Origin of the sequence: Nonomuraea sp. NPDC001831, assembly GCF_042892035.1 — a bacterium.
GTDB lineage: Bacteria > Actinomycetota > Actinomycetes > Streptosporangiales > Streptosporangiaceae > Nonomuraea.
Genome location: NZ_JBIATU010000018.1, coordinates 17323 through 33832, shown reverse-complemented (window position 1 = coordinate 33832; position 16510 = coordinate 17323). Strand labels below are relative to the sequence as shown.

The 16510-nt window shown below is 74.0% G+C and carries 15 protein-coding genes; 11 read left to right on the top strand and 4 right to left on the bottom strand.

Going from position 1 to position 16510, the window contains the following annotated elements; translation table 11 throughout:
• Nucleotides 1-6: 6 nt before the first annotated feature.
• The 10 genes from dapF (at nucleotide 7) to ACFYYW_RS39865 (ending at nucleotide 13089) form a co-directional block, all read left to right on the top strand.
• Nucleotides 7-819: a diaminopimelate epimerase gene (gene dapF / locus ACFYYW_RS39910; RefSeq protein WP_352327717.1), complete on the top strand. Its 813-nt coding sequence runs from the start codon at nucleotides 7-9 to the stop codon at nucleotides 817-819.
• A 52-nt stretch (nucleotides 820-871) separates the two neighbouring features.
• Nucleotides 872-1627 carry a hypothetical protein gene (locus tag ACFYYW_RS39905; protein ID WP_387657411.1) on the top strand — a complete coding sequence of 252 codons (756 nt, stop codon included), beginning with the start codon at nucleotides 872-874 and terminating at the stop codon, nucleotides 1625-1627.
• 19 nt (nucleotides 1628-1646) lie between these two features.
• Nucleotides 1647-3926, top strand: a complete 2280-nt coding sequence (locus tag ACFYYW_RS39900; protein ID WP_387657409.1) for a tetratricopeptide repeat protein — start codon at nucleotides 1647-1649, stop codon at nucleotides 3924-3926.
• A 1-nt stretch (nucleotide 3927) separates the two neighbouring features.
• On the top strand, nucleotides 3928-4686 hold the full coding sequence (locus tag ACFYYW_RS39895; protein WP_387657406.1) for an SDR family NAD(P)-dependent oxidoreductase: 759 nt from the start codon (nucleotides 3928-3930) through the stop codon (nucleotides 4684-4686).
• A gap of 26 nt (nucleotides 4687-4712) precedes the next feature.
• Entirely contained in the window at nucleotides 4713-5336 is a 624-nt protein-coding gene (locus tag ACFYYW_RS39890; protein WP_387657404.1) for a GNAT family N-acetyltransferase, read from the top strand.
• An 82-nt stretch (nucleotides 5337-5418) separates the two neighbouring features.
• Nucleotides 5419-7812 (top strand): FAD-dependent oxidoreductase, encoded by a 2394-nt coding sequence (locus ACFYYW_RS39885; protein WP_387657401.1) that lies wholly within the window; start codon nucleotides 5419-5421, stop codon nucleotides 7810-7812.
• Nucleotides 7809-9011, top strand: coding sequence for a sarcosine oxidase subunit beta family protein (locus ACFYYW_RS39880; protein ID WP_352322763.1), 1203 nt, complete (start codon nucleotides 7809-7811; stop codon nucleotides 9009-9011). The genes ACFYYW_RS39885 and ACFYYW_RS39880 overlap by 4 nt, the downstream gene beginning before the upstream one ends.
• Nucleotides 9011-9259: a sarcosine oxidase subunit delta gene (locus ACFYYW_RS39875; RefSeq protein ID WP_387657397.1), complete on the top strand. Its 249-nt coding sequence runs from the start codon at nucleotides 9011-9013 to the stop codon at nucleotides 9257-9259. The genes ACFYYW_RS39880 and ACFYYW_RS39875 overlap by 1 nt, the downstream gene beginning before the upstream one ends.
• Entirely contained in the window at nucleotides 9256-12357 is a 3102-nt protein-coding gene (locus ACFYYW_RS39870) for a 2Fe-2S iron-sulfur cluster-binding protein (protein WP_387657394.1), read from the top strand. Before ACFYYW_RS39875 ends, ACFYYW_RS39870 begins: the two co-directional genes overlap by 4 nt.
• A gap of 60 nt (nucleotides 12358-12417) precedes the next feature.
• Nucleotides 12418-13089, top strand: coding sequence for an HNH endonuclease family protein (locus ACFYYW_RS39865; RefSeq protein ID WP_387657392.1), 672 nt, complete (start codon nucleotides 12418-12420; stop codon nucleotides 13087-13089).
• Here ACFYYW_RS39865 and ACFYYW_RS39860 read toward each other — a convergent pair.
• Both ACFYYW_RS39860 and ACFYYW_RS39855 read right to left on the bottom strand, forming a co-directional pair.
• A complete protein-coding gene (locus ACFYYW_RS39860) occupies nucleotides 13076-14335 on the bottom strand; it encodes a sensor histidine kinase (protein WP_387657389.1) in 1260 nt (419 codons plus the stop codon). The genes ACFYYW_RS39865 and ACFYYW_RS39860 overlap by 14 nt on opposite strands.
• Nucleotides 14332-15009, bottom strand: coding sequence for a response regulator transcription factor (locus ACFYYW_RS39855; RefSeq protein ID WP_352322768.1), 678 nt, complete (start codon nucleotides 15007-15009; stop codon nucleotides 14332-14334). The genes ACFYYW_RS39860 and ACFYYW_RS39855 overlap by 4 nt, the downstream gene beginning before the upstream one ends.
• Nucleotides 15010-15102: 93 nt before the next feature.
• Here ACFYYW_RS39855 and ACFYYW_RS39850 point away from each other — a divergent pair, with 93 nt between their 5' ends.
• Nucleotides 15103-15513 carry a hypothetical protein gene (locus tag ACFYYW_RS39850; RefSeq protein ID WP_352322769.1) on the top strand — a complete coding sequence of 137 codons (411 nt, stop codon included), beginning with the start codon at nucleotides 15103-15105 and terminating at the stop codon, nucleotides 15511-15513.
• Nucleotides 15514-15550: 37 nt separating this feature from the next.
• Here ACFYYW_RS39850 and ACFYYW_RS39845 read toward each other — a convergent pair whose 3' ends face one another.
• The gene (locus ACFYYW_RS39845; protein ID WP_352322770.1) at nucleotides 15551-15763 is read right to left on the bottom strand and encodes a DUF2277 domain-containing protein; all 213 of its coding nucleotides are present in this window, start codon (nucleotides 15761-15763) and stop codon (nucleotides 15551-15553) included.
• Nucleotides 15764-15767: 4 nt separating this feature from the next.
• On the bottom strand, nucleotides 15768-16508 hold the full coding sequence (locus ACFYYW_RS39840; protein WP_387657384.1) for an IclR family transcriptional regulator: 741 nt from the start codon (nucleotides 16506-16508) through the stop codon (nucleotides 15768-15770).
• Between the last annotated feature and the right edge of the window lie 2 nt (nucleotides 16509-16510).

The following is a 16510-nucleotide window of genomic DNA, read 5'->3' as shown; positions in this document are numbered from 1 at the left end:
CAGGCAATGCGGTTTCTCAAGGGGCACGGCACCGAGAACGATTTCGTCATCCTGCCCGATCCCGACGACGGCGTGGAAGTGACGGCCGCGCTCGTGGCCAAGATCTGTGACCGGCGGGCCGGGATCGGCGCCGACGGCGTGCTCCGGGTCGCCAGGACCAAGCAGCACGCCGAGGTGGCCGAGCAGGCCGCGGTGGCCGACTGGTTCATGGACTATCGCAACGCCGACGGCAGCGTCGCGGAGATGTGCGGCAACGGCGTCCGCGTCTTCGCCCGCTACCTGGTGGACGCGGGGCTGGTGGAGGGCACGGAGTTCTGCCTGGCCACCAGGGGCGGCCCGCGGCGGGTCCGGGTCGAGCCCAACGGCGACATCACGGTGGACATGGGCAAGCCGGCGGTGCTGGGCGAGAGCGTGGCGGGCGTCGGCGGCCACGAGTACTCCGGCCTCCACGTCGACATGGGCAACCCCCACCTGGCCTGCGCGATCGGCGACCCGGTCGTCCAGCTCGACCTCAGCCACCAGCCCGGCTTCGACACCGGGGTGTTCCCGGCGGGCGTCAACATCGAGCTGTTCAACCCGGTCGGCGTCAGCCGCGTGGTGATGCGGGTCTACGAGCGCGGCTCGGGCGAGACGCGCTCCTGCGGCACCGGCGCCGTGGCGACCGCCGTGGCCGCCGCGCACATGTCCGGCGACACCACCGGCACCTGGACCGTCGAGGTCACCGGCGGCTCGCTGACCGTCATCCTCGACGAGGACACGAGCTACCTGTCCGGCCCGGCGGTGATCCTGGCGAGCGGCGAGCTGATGCTTGCAGAATGATGTTCTCCTGAGGGATTCTGGGTCCACTTTCCGAACCGAGGAGGGGTTGAGGATGGCGGACCCGCGTACCACGGCGGTCCAGGTCAAGGCGCCGATCGGCCAGTACGGCGGCGGCTTCATGGTCTCCCGCGAGGCCAAGGCCGTCTGCGAGGAGCACGGGCTCGGCCCGCGCGAGCTGTACTTCCGCGGGCGCTGCGGGGTGCTCGGCGAGTGCCACGCCGACGTCGTCACCTCGGTGGCGGTCTTCTTCCCTGCCGCCCACGTCGAGGAGAGCTGGAACGGCGGCAGGAAGATGCCCGTCGAGCAGGCCGTCGAGCTCTACACCGAGGCGTGCAGGCAGTGGGGCCGGCGCAAGCTGGGCGGTCACGACGGCTGCGCCCGCATCGCCGAGCTGCTCGAACCGGTCGTCGCGCAGGCCTCGCCGGTGGGCGCGCCGCTGTTCGCCGGCTGGCGGGCGGTGCCGCTGCCGGACGACCCGCCCGCGCGCGCCGTCCAGCTCATGCACGTCCTGCGCGAGCTGCGCGGGGGCCTGCACGCCGACGCCGTGCTCGCGGCCGGCCTGCACCCCCTGGAGGCCACGCTGGCCGCCGTCCACGACACCACCCCCTTCGGCTACGCCGACGGCGTGACGATCGCCAGGTTCTTCACCTGGCCCGAGCCCTACGCCACCCCCGGCCCCGACGTCGTGGCGCGGCGGGCCCAGGTCGAGGAGACCACCGACGACCTGATGGCCCCGGTCTTCTCGGTCCTGCGCGACAACGAATCGGACGAGCTGATCGAGCTTCTGCGTTTTGGGCACGCTCGTTGACCTGGCAGACTGACTGCCCATGGACGTGGACATCTGGGCCTGGGTCGGCGAAACCCAGCAGCAGCTTTCCGAGGCGGGCAACGTTGGCCTCGCCATGGCGCTGGGAGACCTTCCCGCACAGGCCTACGAGGGCCGGTATCCGCAGCTCGACGTGATGGCCCCGGCCATCGCCCAGCAGGCCGAGACGCTGGAGCTGCCCTGGCTGGAGTTCTACGCCCGCTACTGGCACCTCATGGGCCGCATCGGCGACCGGGCCCAGGGCGCGGTGGCCATCGACGACGCGCGGCAGCTGCTCACGTTCGCCCAGCGCGAAGACGTGCGCGACTGCCCGGCCACCCCGGCCGCCGTCGAGGCGATGGCCATCGTGTGGGCCAACACCGACGGCCCCGGCTACGCCGGCGACCGCCTGGAGACGGTGGGCGCCTTCCTGGAGGGCATGAGCCCGGAGCGGCCCGCCTTCAGCGGCCTGGCCACCCAGCACGTCGCGGCGCTCGTCGACGCGGGCAAGGCCGGCGAGGCCGTCGCCTACGCCGAGTCCGCGGTCGAGCGGCTGCGCACGGCCGGTCGCGCGGCGAGCTGGGAGCTCGGCGCCGAAGGCGCCCGCGCCCTGCTGGCCGCCGGCCGGGCCGACGACGCGCTGGCCGCCCTGCAGGCCGCCGCCGACCTCGCCCCCGACGACCCGCCCGCCAAGGCCCATCGCGAGGGTGTGCGCCGCGCGCTCATCCTGGCCGAGCTCGGCCGCACGGCCGAGGCCGTCGACGCGCTGCCCGACCTCGACGTGGTCGGCGAGCACCCGCGCGTCTTCGTCGAGTGGTCGCGCGCGGTCGCCAAGCTGGCGGGGTCCTCCCAGATCACCAACACCTGGCAGCTCGGCCGGGTGCTGCGCCAGTGGATCGACTACTTCGGCATGATGGGCGGCTACCGCGCCCGCGTCGAGCTCGCGCTGGTCGCGGGCGACCTGGCCGTCGCCAGGAGCGGCGTGTGGCAGGCCCGGCTGCTGGCCGACCTGGCCGAGTCCGGCGCGGCGGAGCTGCGCGGCGAGACCGGCGACCTGACCGAGCGCGTCGCCGCGCTGCGGGCCGCCGCCGACGCCGCCGCCGAGCCCGCGGCCCCCGGGCCGCTGGCCGAGCGGGTCGGCCTGTTCGACGCCGCCGACGGCTTCAACGCCGACCCCGAGAAGTGGGTGGGCTGGCTCGCGCCGCTGTCCGGCGAGGACCTGGAGGCCACCCGCCGCCACACCACCACGCTCGGCTTCCTCGGCTTCCCCGCGGCGGGTGCCGACATCTACTGGAAGCTGCTGGTCGACTCCGGCGATATCGCCTCCGCCGACCCCGACGACGTGGCCTACCTGACCACCCTGCTCATCGAGGCCCGCCAGGACGAGCGGCTGGAGCAGATGGCCGCACTGCTGCCGCACGCCGCCCAGTACCTCGCGCTGGCCAGGCTCCACAGCGCCCGCGAGCGCTGGCCGGAGACGCTCGACGCCGCCGAGCACGCCGTCGCGGCCGGGGCCGGCATCGAGGCCAGGCGGCTGCTGTCCGGCGCCGCCCAGCAGCTCGACCACAACGACAGGGCCGCCGGCGTGCTGGCGGAGGTGCTCGACGAGCTGACCGACGAGGACACCTGGCGCATGGTCGTCATGGCCACCTCGGCGGAAGACTGGGACACCGTGCGCAAGGGCGCGGCCAAGATCGGCATGCCGATCAAGTCCAAGCAGGGCCCGATCGAGGAGGAGATGGGCCTGATCCGGCTCATCCTCCCGGCGCCCGACGGCGGCCAGCGCCAGGTGTTGTCCATCCGCACCGGCCCGGCCACCGCCCGGCTGGCGCTGCCGCAGCCGCGCGGCATGGACTACAACGCCGGCGACCTGGTCGTGTTCGACCCGCAGCTGCTGGAGCCCGTCCCGGAAGACCCGCAGGAGCAGCAGAACTTCGTGCCGCCGTTCGCGGCCGTGCGCATCCTGCGTCCCGGCGGTTACACCAGCTACTTCTTCGACGGCGCCGCGCCGAGCGAGGAGGACTGGGCGGAGTTCACCGAGGTCATGGCCGAGCGCGGCTGGCCGATGTGGGTCTACAGCGACGAGAACTACACCGTCACCCACCCGACCAGCGGCGAGTCGCTGCCGGGCGTGTTCGGCTGGGTCGCGGTGCCGCCGGACGTGTCGGCCGCCGAGGTCGACGCCCTGCTCGACGACGCCACCGAGCGCTGGGTGCACCCGCTGGCCTGGCTCGACCTGGCCCGCGAGATCGACGTCGAGGTCGAGCGGCACGAGCGCATCGTCAAGGAATACGGGCTCTGACGTGCTGGAGCGCTTCAGCCTCGACGGCAAGGTCGCCATCGTCACGGGCGCGTCGTCGGGGCTGGGCGTGGCCTTCGCCCGCGGGCTGGCCGAGGCGGGCGCCGACGTCGTGATCGGCGCCCGGCGCGCTGACCGGCTGGCGGAGACCGGTCGCCTGGTCGAGGAGGCCGGGCGCCGCTGTCTTCCGGTCCCGACCGACGTGGCGGTGCCGGAGGAGTGCGACGCGCTGGTCGCCGCGGCCGTGGCCGAGTTCGGCGCGGTCGACGTGCTGATCAACAACGCGGGCGTCGGCACCGCCGTGCCCGCGCTGCGCGAGCGGCCCGAGGAGTTCCGCCGGGTGGTGGAGATCAACCTGCACGGCACGTACTGGATGGCGCAGGCGTGCGCGCGGGTGATGCGGCCGGGCTCGTCGATCGTGAACATCGGCAGCATCCTCGGCGCGACCACCGCCGGGCTGCCGCAGGCCGCCTACAGCGCGTCGAAGGCGGCCGTGGCCGGGCTCACCCGCGACCTGGCCCAGCAGTGGACGGCCCGGCGCGGCATCCGGGTCAACTGCCTGGAGCCGGGGTTCTTCGCCTCGGAGATGACCGAGCAGTATCCGCCCGGCTACCTGGAACGCATGCTGGAGCTGCGGGTGCCGATGAAGCGGCCCGGCGACCCGGCCGAGCTGGTGGCGGCGGCGGTCTTCCTGGCCTCCGACGCCTCGTCGTACGTCACCGGTGTCACGCTGCCCGTGGACGGCGGCATCCTGATCACCTAGACGGTTCTTCTAGTACGTTGTCGGGAATGACCGCCCCCTTCGTACGTTCCTACCGTCCGGCCGATCTGGCCGCCGTCTACGACATCTGCGTGCGCACCGCCGACGCCGGTGGCGACGCCCGCGGCCAGTACGCCTCCGACCTGCTCATGGGCGACATCTTCGCCGTCCCCTACGTGACCCTGGAGCCCGAGCACGCCCACGTCGTGGACGACGGCACCGGCCAGGCCGTCGGCTACGTCGTGGGCACCGCGGACACGGCGGCGTTCGTCCGCCGCTACCGCGAGGAGTGGATCCCGGCGTCCGCGGCCCGCTGCCCCCTTCCCGCCGACCCGCCGGTCACCGCGGACGACGTGATGCTCGCCCTGCACCACCGGCCCGAGCGCATGCTGATCCCCGAGCTGGCCGGCCACCCCGCCCACCTGCACATCGACCTGCTGCCCGACTGGCAGGGCAAGGGCTGGGGACGCCGGCTCATGAGCGCCCTGGTCGACGGCCTGCGCGCCGCCGGGGTGCCGCGGCTGCACCTGGGGATGGTCAGCACGAACGCGCCCGCGCGGGCCTTCTACGACCGGCTCGGCTTCGTGGAGCTGGTGGTGGCCGACGCCGGCCCGGTGACGTACCTGGGACGGGACACCTCGCCGCTCGGCTAGCTCTTGTCCGCGGGGATCCGGGGCCTTATGTTCGTTGCGTAGTCCGGTGCGTGTTGCGTATTAAGGAACAACCGGAGGCGTGATGGGTCGGCCGCGCGTGGTGATCATCGGAGCCGGGATCGTGGGGTGTGCGGTGGCCGACGAGCTCACCGAACGCGGCTGGAACGACGTCACCGTGGTGGAGCAGGGCCCGCTCTTCGCCGCCGGCGGCTCCAGCTCGCACGCCCCCGGCCTGGTCTTCCAGACGAATCCGTCCAAGACCATGACCGAGTTCGCCGCCTACACCGTGCGCAAGTACAGCGCGCTCGGCGCGCACTGCTTCCGGCAGGTCGGCGGGCTGGAGGTGGCCACCACCCCCGAGCGCTGGACCGACCTGCACCGCAAGCTCGGCTGGGCGCAGTCGTGGGGCGTCGAGGGCCGCCTGCTGGACGCCGCGCAGTGCGCCGAGCTGTGGCCGATGCTGGACCGCGGCCGGGTGCTGGGCGGCTTCCACGTGCCGAGCGACGGCCTGGCCGCCGCCGTGGCCTGCGGCGAGACGCAGGCGGCGCGGGCCACCGAACGGGGAGCGCGCTTCCTCGGCGGGCACACCGTGACCGGCGTCGAGCACAAGGGCGGCCGGGTCACCGGCGTGTCGTGCCTGGTCGCGGGGGAGTACCGGACGATCCCGGCCGACGTGGTCGTGTGCGCGGCCGGATTCTGGGGCCCGTCGATCGGCGAGATGGCCGGGCTGACCGTGCCGCTGCTGCCGCTGGCCCACCAGTACGCGAAGTCCGGCCCCCTGCCCCCGCAGCCCGAGGGCCCCATCCTGCGCCACCAGGACCGCGACCTGTACGCCCGGCAGCACGGCGACCGCATCGGCATCGGCTCCTACGCCCACCGCCCCATGCCGGTCGCCCAGCACGAGATCGGCCCCAAGGGCACCACCATGCCCTCGGTCCAGGCGTTCACCGAGGAGGACTTCGACCCCGCCTGGCGCGACGCCGCCGAGCTGCTGCCCGCCCTGGCCGGCTCCAAGTACGAGGACGGCATCAACGGCGTCTTCTCCTTCACCGCCGACGGCTTCCCGCTGATCGGCGAGGCGCCGCACCTGGACGGGTTCTGGCTGGCCGAGGCCGTCTGGGTGACGCACTCGGCCGGGGTGGCCAGGGCGGTCGCCGAGCTGCTGGTGACCGGCCGGTCGCAGGTGGACCTGCACGAGTGCGAGCTGAGCAGGTTCGAGCAGGCGCAGCTGTCGCCCGCCTACGTCGAGGAGCGCGGCAGGCAGAACTTCGTCGAGGTCTACGACGTCATCCACCCGTTGCAGCCCATGGAGTCGCCGCGGCCGATGCGGACCAGCCCGTTCTACCCGCGCCAGGTGGAGCTGGGCGGGTACTTCCTGGAGTCGGCCGGATGGGAGCGGCCGCACTGGTTCGAGGCGAACGAGCCGCTGCTCGCCGGCCTCGAAGAGCCGCGGATCGGCGCCGACCGGCGGGACGCGTGGGCCGGCCGCCACTGGTCGCCCGTCGCCGCCGCCGAGGCGTGGGCCACCCGCGAGCGGGTCGCGCTCTACGACATGACCTCGCTCAAGCGCATCGAGGTCAGCGGCCCCGGCGCGGCGGCCTTCCTCCAGCACATGACCACCAACAACGTGGACAAGAAGCCCGGCACGGTCACCTACACCCTGCTGCTGGACGCCGGCGGCGGCATCCGCTCCGACCTCACGGCGGCGCGGCTGGCCGAGGACAGGTTCCAGCTCGGCGCGAACGGCAACCTCGACCTCGACTGGCTGACCCGGCACGCCCCCCGCGGGGTGCACATCAGGGACATCACGCCCGGCACCTGCTGCGTCGGCGTGTGGGGGCCGCAGGCCAGGGAGCTGGTGCAGGGGCTCACGGACATGGACCTGTCCAACGACGGCTTCCGCTACTTCACCTGCCGCTCCGGGTACGTCGGGCAGGTCCCGGTGCTGGCGATGCGCGTCTCGTACGTCGGCGAGCTGGGCTGGGAGCTCTACACCGGCGCCGACATGGGGCTCAAGCTGTGGGACACGCTGCGGGCCACCGGGATGCCGGTCGCGGGCGGGCGGGCCGCGTTCAACAGCCTCCGGCTGGAGAAGGGGTACCGGCTCTGGGGCGTGGACATGACCACCGAGCACGACCCGTACGAGGCCGGGCTGGGGTTCGCGGTCAAGCGGGACAAGGACTTCTACGGCCGCGACGCGCTGCGCGCCGAGCCGTCCCGCAGGCTCGTGCCGCTGCTCAGCGCCGAGGTGGTGATGGGCAAGGAACCGGTCCGGCACGACGGCCGCGTCGCCGGGTACGTCACCAGCGCCGCATACGGGCACACCATCGGCCGTCCGATCGCCTACGCCTGGCTGCCGGCCGAGCTGGCCGCACCGGGGACGCGGGTGGACATCTCGTACTTCGGCCGCCGCGTGCCCGCGGAGGTCGCCGCCGAGCCGCTGTTCGACCCCCGGATGGAGAAGATCAGACGTTGACCCACCCCGGCTTCCTCTGGCGCAACCCCGATCCGCGGCCCTCCTACGACGTGGTCGTCGTGGGCGGCGGCGGGCACGGCCTGGCCACCGCCTACTACCTGGCCAGGAACCACGGCCTGACGAACGTCGCCGTCCTGGAGAAGGGCTGGCTGGCCGGCGGCAACATGGCCCGCAACACCACCATCATCCGCTCCAACTACCTGTGGGACGAGAGCGCCGCACTCTACGAGCACTCGCTGAAGCTGTGGGAGGGCCTGAGCGCGGAACTGGACTACGACCTGCAGTTCAGCCAGCGCGGCGTGCTCAACCTGGCGCACAACCTGCACGACGTGCGCGAGGGCAGGCGGCGGGTCAACGCCAACCGGCTCAACGGCGTGGACGCCGAATGGCTGGACGCCGACGAGGTCAGGAAGTTCTGCCCCGTCGTCAACGTCTCCGACCGGGCCCGCTACCCCGTCCTGGGGGCCACGTTGCAGCGGCGCGGCGGCATCGCCAAGCACGACCACGTCGCCTGGGCGCTGGCCCGCCGGGCCGACGCGTACGGCGTCGACCTGATCCAGGGCTGCGAGGTGACCGGGTTCGAGATCACCGGCAACCGGGTGACCGGCGTGCGCACCTCGCGCGGGCCCATCGCGGCCGGCACGGTCGCGCTCGCCTCGGCCGGGCACACCTCGGTCCTGGCCGAGCGGGCCGGCGTCCGGCTGCCGTTGCAGTCGCACCCGCTGCAGGCGCTGGTGTCGGAGCTGCTGGAGCCGGTGCTGGACTGCGTCGTCATGTCCAACGCCGTCCACGTGTACGTCAGCCAGGCGCACAAGGGCGAGCTGGTCATGGGGGCGGGCATCGACGCGTACAACTCCTACGGGCAGCGCGGCGGGTGCCACGTGATCGAGGCGCAGATGGCGGCGGCCCTGGAGCTGTTCCCGCTGTTCAGCCGGGTCCGCGTGCTGCGGACGTGGGCCGGGATCGTGGACGTCTCGCCGGACGCCTCCCCGATCATCGGCGCCACCCCCGTGGACGGCCTCTACGTCAACGCCGGGTGGGGCACCGGCGGCTTCAAGGCGACCCCCGGCTCCGGCTGGGTGTACGCCGACACGATCGCCAACGGCCGCCCGCACCCGCTCGCCGAGCCGTTCGCGCTGGAGCGGTTCACCACGGGCGCGCTCATCGACGAGCACGGCGCGGCGGCGGTGGCCCACTGATGCTGCTCCTCGACTGCCCCCACTGCGGCCCCCGCGACGAGACCGAGTTCCACTACGGCGGCCAGGCCGGGATCGCCTACCCGCAGGCCCCCGGCGAGCTGTCCGACCAGGAGTGGGCCGCCTACGTCTTCCTGCGCGACAACCCCAAGGGCTGGATCGGCGAACGCTGGTTCCACACGCACGGCTGCCGGACCTGGTTCACCGTCGAACGGCACACGGTCACGCACGAGATCAGGAAGGCGCCATGAGGTTCACCTTCGACGGCCGTCCCCTCCAGGGGGAGCCGGGCGACACGCTGGCCGCCGCGCTGCTGCGCAACGGGGTGCGGGTGGTGGGCCGCGGCGTGGAGTCCGGCCGCCCGCGCGGCGTCTTCTCGGCCGGTCCCGAGGAGCCGAACGCCCTGGTCCGCGTCGGCGCCGACCCGATGCTGGCGGCCACGACCGTGGAGCTGTACGACGGGCTGGCGGCGTGGAGCCTGCGCGGCAAGGGCCGGGTGGACCTCGACGCGGCCGACGACCGGCGCTGCGACAAGGCGTACCTGCACTGCGACGTGCTGGTGGTCGGCGGCGGCCCGGCCGGGCTCGCGGCGGCCGCGGCGGCGCGCGCGGCCCGGGTGATCCTGCTCGACGACCAGCCCCGCCTCGGCGGCGACCTGCTGAACAGCCGGGTGCTGCTCGACGGCGCGCCCGCGCTCGACTGGGTCGACTCGCTCGACCTGTCCGGCGTGCGGGTGCTGACCAGGACCACGGCCGTCGGCTACCACGACCACAACTACGTGGTGGCGGTCGAGCGGCGGGCGCGCGGCGAGCGGCTGTGGCACATCAGGGCCCGCCGGGTGATCCTGGCGACCGGCGCCCACGAGCGTTCGCTCGCCTTCCCCGGCAACGACCGGCCCGGCGTCATGCTGGCCTCGGCCGCCCGCGCCTACGCCAACCGGTACGGCGTGCTCCCCGGCCGCCGCGCGGTCGTCCTCGCCTGCGCGGACTCCGGCTACGAGGCCGCCGCGGACCTGCGCGCGGCCGGCGTGGAGATCGCCGCGATCGTCGATCCGCGCCCCGAGGGGCTCACCCCCGGCGCCCTGGCCGGGCAGGTGATCACCGGCACCACGGCCGGCGCGGACGGCGTGCTGACCGGCGTGCGGGTGGGGGAGCGGCACATCGAGGCCGACCTGCTGGCCGTGGCGGGCGGCTGGAACCCCGCCGTGCACCTGTTCAGCCAGTCGCAGGGACGGGTGCGCTTCGACGAGGGCTTGCAGGCGTTCGTGCCGGACGTCTCGGCGCAGGCCGAACGCTCCGCCGGCGCCTGCCGCGGCCGGTACGGCACCCGCGAGGCCATCGCCGACGGCCACGCCGCCGGCCGGGAGGCCGCCGGGTCCGCCGCCCGCGAGCTCCGCGTGCCCGACTGCGACGAACGGCCCTCGCGGCCACCCGCCGCGTTGTGGCTGGTCGAAGGGGACGGCGACGAGCCCGCCTTCGCCGACCTGCACCGGGACGTGACCGTGGCCGACCTGGCCAGGGCGACCGGCACCGGGATGCGCTCGGTCGAGCACGTCAAGCGCTACACCACCGCGGGCACCGGCGCCGACCAGGGCAAGACGTCGGGCACGGTCGTCGTGGGCGTGATGTCGGCGCTGCTCGGGACCGCGCCGGGCCAGGTGGGCACGACCACGTTCCGGCCGCCGTACACGCCGGTGTCGTTCGCGACGCTGGCCGGGCGCGACCGGGGCGCGCTCTCCGACCCGGTCAGGACCACCGCCATGCACGCCGCGCACGTCGCGGCGGGCGCCGTGTTCGAGGACGTCGGCCAGTGGAAACGCCCCCGCTACTTCCCGCTGGACGGCGAGACCATGCAGGCCGCCGTGGCGCGCGAGTGCCGGGCCGCCCGCACCTCCGTCGCCGCCATGGACGCTTCCACCCTGGGCAAGATCGACATTCGGGGCGCGGACGCGGGCGAGTTCCTGGACCGCATCTACACCAACATGTACTCCACGCTCGCCGTCGGCGCCTGCCGCTACGGGCTCATGTGCCGGGCCGACGGCATGGTGTTCGACGACGGCACCACGACCAGGCTCGCCGCCGACCACTACCTGACGACCACGACCACCGGCAACGCCGCCGCGGTGCTCGACTGGCTGGAGGAGTGGCGGCAGACCGAGTGGCCGCGGCTCGACGTCTCCTTCACCTCGGTGACCGACCACTGGGCGACGGTCGCCGTGGCCGGCCCCAAGGCGCGGCGGGTGATCGCCGCCGTCGCGCCCGGCGCGCTCGGCCTGCCCTTCATGCGGTACGCGGAGACGGACGTGCTCGGCGTGCCCGGCCGGGTGTTCCGGATCAGCTTCTCCGGCGAGCTGGCCTACGAGGTCAACGTGCCCTGGCCGTACGGCAGGGCGTTGTGGGAGGCGGTGCTGGAGCTGGGCGCGGTGCCGTACGGGACCGAGGCGATGCACGTGCTGCGGGCCGAGAAGGGGTTCGCCATCGTCGGCCAGGAGACCGACGGCACGGTCACGCCGCAGGACCTCGGCATGTCGTGGATCGTCTCCCCGCGCAAGCCGGACTTCGTGGGCAAACGCTCGCACGCCCGCCCCGACACCGCCCGCGAGGGCCGCAAACGCCTGGTCGGCCTGCTCGCCGAGGACCCGGCGGCGCCGATCGAGGAGGGCGCCCAGCTGGTCAGGGGCGGGCCGGGCGCGCCCATGCTGGGGCACGTCACCTCCGGCTACGTCAGTGCGGCGCTCGGCCGGACGTTCGGGCTGGCCATGGTCAGGGACGTCGTGCCGGGGGACCGGCTCACGGCGGTGTCGGGCGCGGCGGCCACCGGCGTGACGGTCGTCGACCCGGTCCTGTACGACCCGGGCAACGCCCGCCGCGACGGAGACCCCCTGGAGGGGGACGCGCCCGCGCCTCTCGAAGGCGTTCCGGCGCGGGAGAGCCCGGCGGCGGCGTTCGCCGGGCGGTTCGCGGCGGCGAGCGGGCCCGCGGTGCGGCTGCGCGAGCTGCCGTTCGAGCCGATGTGGGAGGTCAGGGGCGCCGATCCCGGCGTGGGCCTGCGGCTCGGCCCGTCGTGGTGGCTGGTGACCGGGGACGCCGCGCCGGGGCCCGGCTGGGTGGACGTCTCGGGACAGCGGACGATCCTGGAGCTGTCCGGGCCGGGGGCGGACGACGTCCTGATCACCGGCTGTCCCGTGGACCTGCACCCCGACGTGTTCCCCGGGCACGCGCAGACGCTGCTGGGCAGGGCCTCGGTGATCCTGGAACGGCGGGCGCCCGGCGAGTACCGGATCCACGTCAGGTCGTCGTTCACCACCTACCTGGCAGAGTGGCTCTTGGACGCTGCTTTAGCGTTATAAGACCATTTAGGGGTACTTGCTATACCTAGACTTTACGAAAACCGAAGTCTGGGGGATCACGTGCGCATACGGGCGTTCACGGCCGGTCTGGCCATGGTGACGATGCTGGCCGGCTGCGGCGGCCTGGAGGCGCAGTCGGGCGGCGGCCCGGACCCGGCCAAACCGGACTCCGCGTCGGTCTCGGACGCCCGCAAGAAACTGGCCAAGCTCCAGGTCAAGGGACGGGCCCCGCGCACCGGCTTCGACCGCGACCAGTTCGGCCCCGCCTGGGCCGACGTCGACCACAACGGCTGCGACACCCGCAACGACATCCTCAAGCGCGACCTGAAGGACGAGACGTTCAAGTCGGGCACCCACGACTGCATCGTGCTCACCGGCACCCTGGACGACCCCTACAGCGGCAAGACCATCACGTTCAAGCGCGGCCAGGACACCAGCACGGCCGTCCAGATCGACCACCTGGTGCCGCTGTCGGACGCCTGGCAGAAGGGCGCGCAGCAGTGGTCGCCCACCAAGCGCAAGGAGTTCGCCAACGACCCGCTGAACCTGCTGGCGGTGGACGGCCCGCTGAACAACCAGAAGAGCGACTCCGACGCGGCCACCTGGCTGCCGCCGCGCAAGGCGTACCGGTGCGCCTACATCGCCCGCCAGATCGACGTGAAGAGCAAGTACGACGTCTGGATCACCGACGGCGAGAAGAGCGCGATGGAGGGCATACTCAAGGACTGCTGAGGGCCTCGCCGGGGGCGGTCAGCGTCAGCTCCACGCGGGCCCCGCCGCCCTCGGGCGCCGCGACGGCGAGCGTGCCGCCGCACGACTCGGCGGTGCGCCGCGCGATGTCCAGCCCGAGGCCGGTCGAGCCGCCCCCGCTGATCCCCCGCTCCAGCGCCCCCGGGTCGAACCCCGGCCCCGAGTCCTCGACGACCAGCAGCGCCCCGCCCGGCCGCGACGACAACCGCACGGCCATGGCGGTGCCCTCGGGGGTGTGCGCGAAGACGTTGCCGAGCAGCGCGTCCACGCACGCGGCCAGCTCCTCGCCGCCGACGGCCACCGGCGCGGGCGCGTCGGGCAGCGACACCGCCACCGGCCGCCCCTGGTCCTCGGCCAGCACCGACCAGAACCGCACCCGCTCGCGCACCACCTCGGCCGCGTCGCACGAGCCGCGCCCGGCCGAGCGCCGCCGCGCCTCGGTGATGACCGCGCTGACCGCCCGCTCCAGCGCGTCCACCCGGTTCTGGACCCGGGCGGCCTCCTCCGGGTCGCGCAGCGACTCGGCCTCCAGCCGCAGGCCGGTCAGCGGCGTGCGCAGCCGGTGGGACAGGTCGGCGACCGACTCGCGCTCGGCGGCCAGCAGGTCGCCGATGCGCCCGGCCAGATGGTTGAGCGCCAGCGCCACCGACCGCACCTCCGGCGGCCCGCCCGGCTCGGCCCGCGCGCTCAGGTCGCCGCCGGCCAGCCGGTGCGACACGCGGGCCAGCCCGACCACGGGCCTGGTCACGGCCAGCGCCAGCCGGTCGGCCAGCACGATGCCGAGCACCATGAGCCCCAGCCCGAGCACGAGCAGCGCCAGCCAGGCGGCCCGCACGCCGTGCGTCAGCTCGTCGTCCGGCACGAACACCCTGATCACGGCCGTGCCGTCGGGGGACTGCGCCGAGACCAGCACCTCCCGGCCGCCGGGGGCGGCGGCGGTCACGCTGCGGCCCGTCGCGGCCAGCCGCACGGCGTCGGAGCGGGCGGCCGGCGCGCCCATCGTGCCGCCGCCGGGCAGGAACACCGTCACCCGCCGCGGCACCTGCTCGACGGCCAGCGGCAGGTCGGGCGTGCCGACCGCGACCGCGACGGACTCGGCGGCGGCGGTGGCCCGGCTCATCGCGCCGTTCTCGGCCACCGTGCCGATCAGCAGCGCCATCGGCACCAGCAGCGCGATCAGCACGAGCGACGTCGTCGCCGCCACCAGCAGCGCCAGCCAGCGCCTCACGACGGCCCGACCAGCTTGACCCCGACGCCTCTGACGGTGTGCAGGTAACGGGGCTCGGCCGCGGTCTCGCCGAGCTTCCTGCGCAGCCACGACAGGTGCACGTCCACGGTCTTGTCGGCGCCGCCGTACGGCAGCCGCCACACCTCCGTCAGCAGCTCGCGCTTGGTGACCACCTCGCCGGGCCGGGCCGCGAGGAAGTGCAGCACGTCGAACTCGCGCGGCGTGAGGTCGAGTGACACGCCGTCGAGCGTGGCCGTGCGCGCCCGGGGATCGACCCGCAGCCCGCCCACGGCCAGCGGCTCCGGCGCGGCCTCGCCCGCGCGCCGCAGCACCGCCCGCACCCGGGCGTCGAGCTGCCGGGCGCTGTACGGCTTGACCACGTAGTCGTCGGCCCCCGCGTCCAGGACGGGCACCATCTCGGCGTCGCCGTCGCGAGCGGTCGCCACGATGACCGGCACCCGGCTCACCGCCCGCAACATGCGCAGCAGCTCGACGCCGTCGAGGTCGGGCAGGCCCAGGTCGAGCACGATCAGGTCGGGACGGTCCTGCACGGCCAGCCGCAACCCCTCCAGCGCGGTCGGGGACGAGGAGACCGCGTGGCCGAGATCGCGCAGGCCCCGGCTCAACGACGTCCGGATGGTCACGTCGTCCTCGATGAGCAGGATGTCAGCCATATACCCAAACCGTAGAGGGTCCGTGGTGATGCACCGAGCATCGTTAGCGTCGCCTTAACCTGCGCTTAGCCGTACATGGGGGAGGGTGACAGCGTGAAGCGTCTCGTGCTGGCCTGGGCCGTCACCGCGGCCGCCGCGACGGGGGCGGCCGTGGCCGTGCTCGGCCTGCTCGGAACCGGGGTGACCGGCACGTCCAGCCGCGTGCTCAGCGGGCCGGAGGTGCGCGCCGCGCTCTCCACCGCCACCGCGCGCGCCGCCACGCCCATGCCGCGGACGTCCGCCCGCGCCCAGGACCGGCTCATGCGCACCGAGGCCGGCACGGTGATCGCCTCCTGCTCCGGCGGCCTGGTCACCCTGCGCTCCTGGAGCCCGGCCCAGGGCTACTCGGTGGACGGCGTCCAGCCCGGCCCGGCCCGCGAGGCGAAGGTCGAGTTCGAGCCGGAGGACGGCGAGGAGGTCGAACTCAAGATCTTCTGCACTCCCGACGGCCCCGCCACCCGCTGACCGGGCCGCCGGGGCGCGAGCCGGCGGCGCGGACGGGTCACCGGCCTCCGCGAACTTCCAGCGCCCCCAGCAACTCCTCGGAGGCCCTGGTGATCGCCTCCACGGCCCGGTCGAACGCCTCGGCGTTGTGGGCGGCCGGGGCCCGGAATCCGGAGATCTTCCTGACGTACTGGAGCGCGGCGGCCCGCACGTCGTCCTCGGTCACGCTCTCGGCGTACGGCGGCCGCAGGGTCTTGATGCTTCTGCACATGCTCTCAACGGTAATAGCCGATGCGCTGGCTTATCTCCCTCGCGCCCGCGGCCAGCAACTCGCCGACCTCGGGCAGCCGCTCGGGCGTGAGGCGGTAGGACGGCCCGGACGCGCTGACCGCGGCCACCACCGAGCCGTCGGCCCCCCTGATCGGCGCGGCCACCGCGTTCAGCCCGACCTCCAGCTCCTCCACCGTGGCCGCCCAGCCGCGCCGCCTGATCTCCTCCAGGCCCAGGCCGGCGGCCGAGGTGACGGTGCGCGGCGTGTAGCGCTCCAGCTCGCCGGCCAGGCGCAGGGCGCCGAAGGCGAGCAGCACCTTGCCGCTGGAGGTGGCGTGCGACGGGGTGCGCTGGCCGACCCAGTTGTGGCCGCTGATCGCCGCCGGGCCGCGCACCTGGCTGATGTTGACGGTGTCGCCGTCCTGGGGGACCGCGATGTTGACGGTCTCGCCGACCTCCTCGGCCAGCCGCAGGCACACCTCGCGGCCCTCCCTGGACAGGTCGAGCTGGGCCGTGGCCGCGCCGGCCAGCCGTACGACGCCGAACCCCAGCCGGTAGCGCCCCCGGTCGCCGCTCTGCTCCACCAGTCCGCCCTGCTCCAGGGCGGCCAGCAGCCGGAACGCGGTGGACTTGTGCACGTCGAGCTCGACCGCGAGGTCCGTCACCCGGGTGGCGCCCTCGCGGGCCAGGATCTCCAGGATCGCGATGGCCCGGTCGACGGACTGAACCGTCGTGCTGTTGCTCACAG

What these genes read in the sequence shown, in the direction of transcription:
- dapF (WP_352327717.1), top strand. Translation starts at nt 7, where the DNA reads ATGCGGTTTCTCAAGGGGCACGGCACCGAGAACGATTTCGTCATCCTG.
- ACFYYW_RS39845 (WP_352322770.1), bottom strand. Translation starts at nt 15,763, where the DNA reads ATGTGCAGAAGCATCAAGACCCTGCGGCCGCCGTACGCCGAGAGCGTG.
- ACFYYW_RS39900 (WP_387657409.1), top strand. Translation starts at nt 1,647, where the DNA reads ATGGACGTGGACATCTGGGCCTGGGTCGGCGAAACCCAGCAGCAGCTT.
- ACFYYW_RS39875 (WP_387657397.1), top strand. Translation starts at nt 9,011, where the DNA reads ATGCTGCTCCTCGACTGCCCCCACTGCGGCCCCCGCGACGAGACCGAG.
- ACFYYW_RS39890 (WP_387657404.1), top strand. Translation starts at nt 4,713, where the DNA reads ATGACCGCCCCCTTCGTACGTTCCTACCGTCCGGCCGATCTGGCCGCC.
- ACFYYW_RS39905 (WP_387657411.1), top strand. Translation starts at nt 872, where the DNA reads ATGGCGGACCCGCGTACCACGGCGGTCCAGGTCAAGGCGCCGATCGGC.
- ACFYYW_RS39870 (WP_387657394.1), top strand. Translation starts at nt 9,256, where the DNA reads ATGAGGTTCACCTTCGACGGCCGTCCCCTCCAGGGGGAGCCGGGCGAC.
- ACFYYW_RS39885 (WP_387657401.1), top strand. Translation starts at nt 5,419, where the DNA reads ATGGGTCGGCCGCGCGTGGTGATCATCGGAGCCGGGATCGTGGGGTGT.
- ACFYYW_RS39855 (WP_352322768.1), bottom strand. Translation starts at nt 15,009, where the DNA reads ATGGCTGACATCCTGCTCATCGAGGACGACGTGACCATCCGGACGTCG.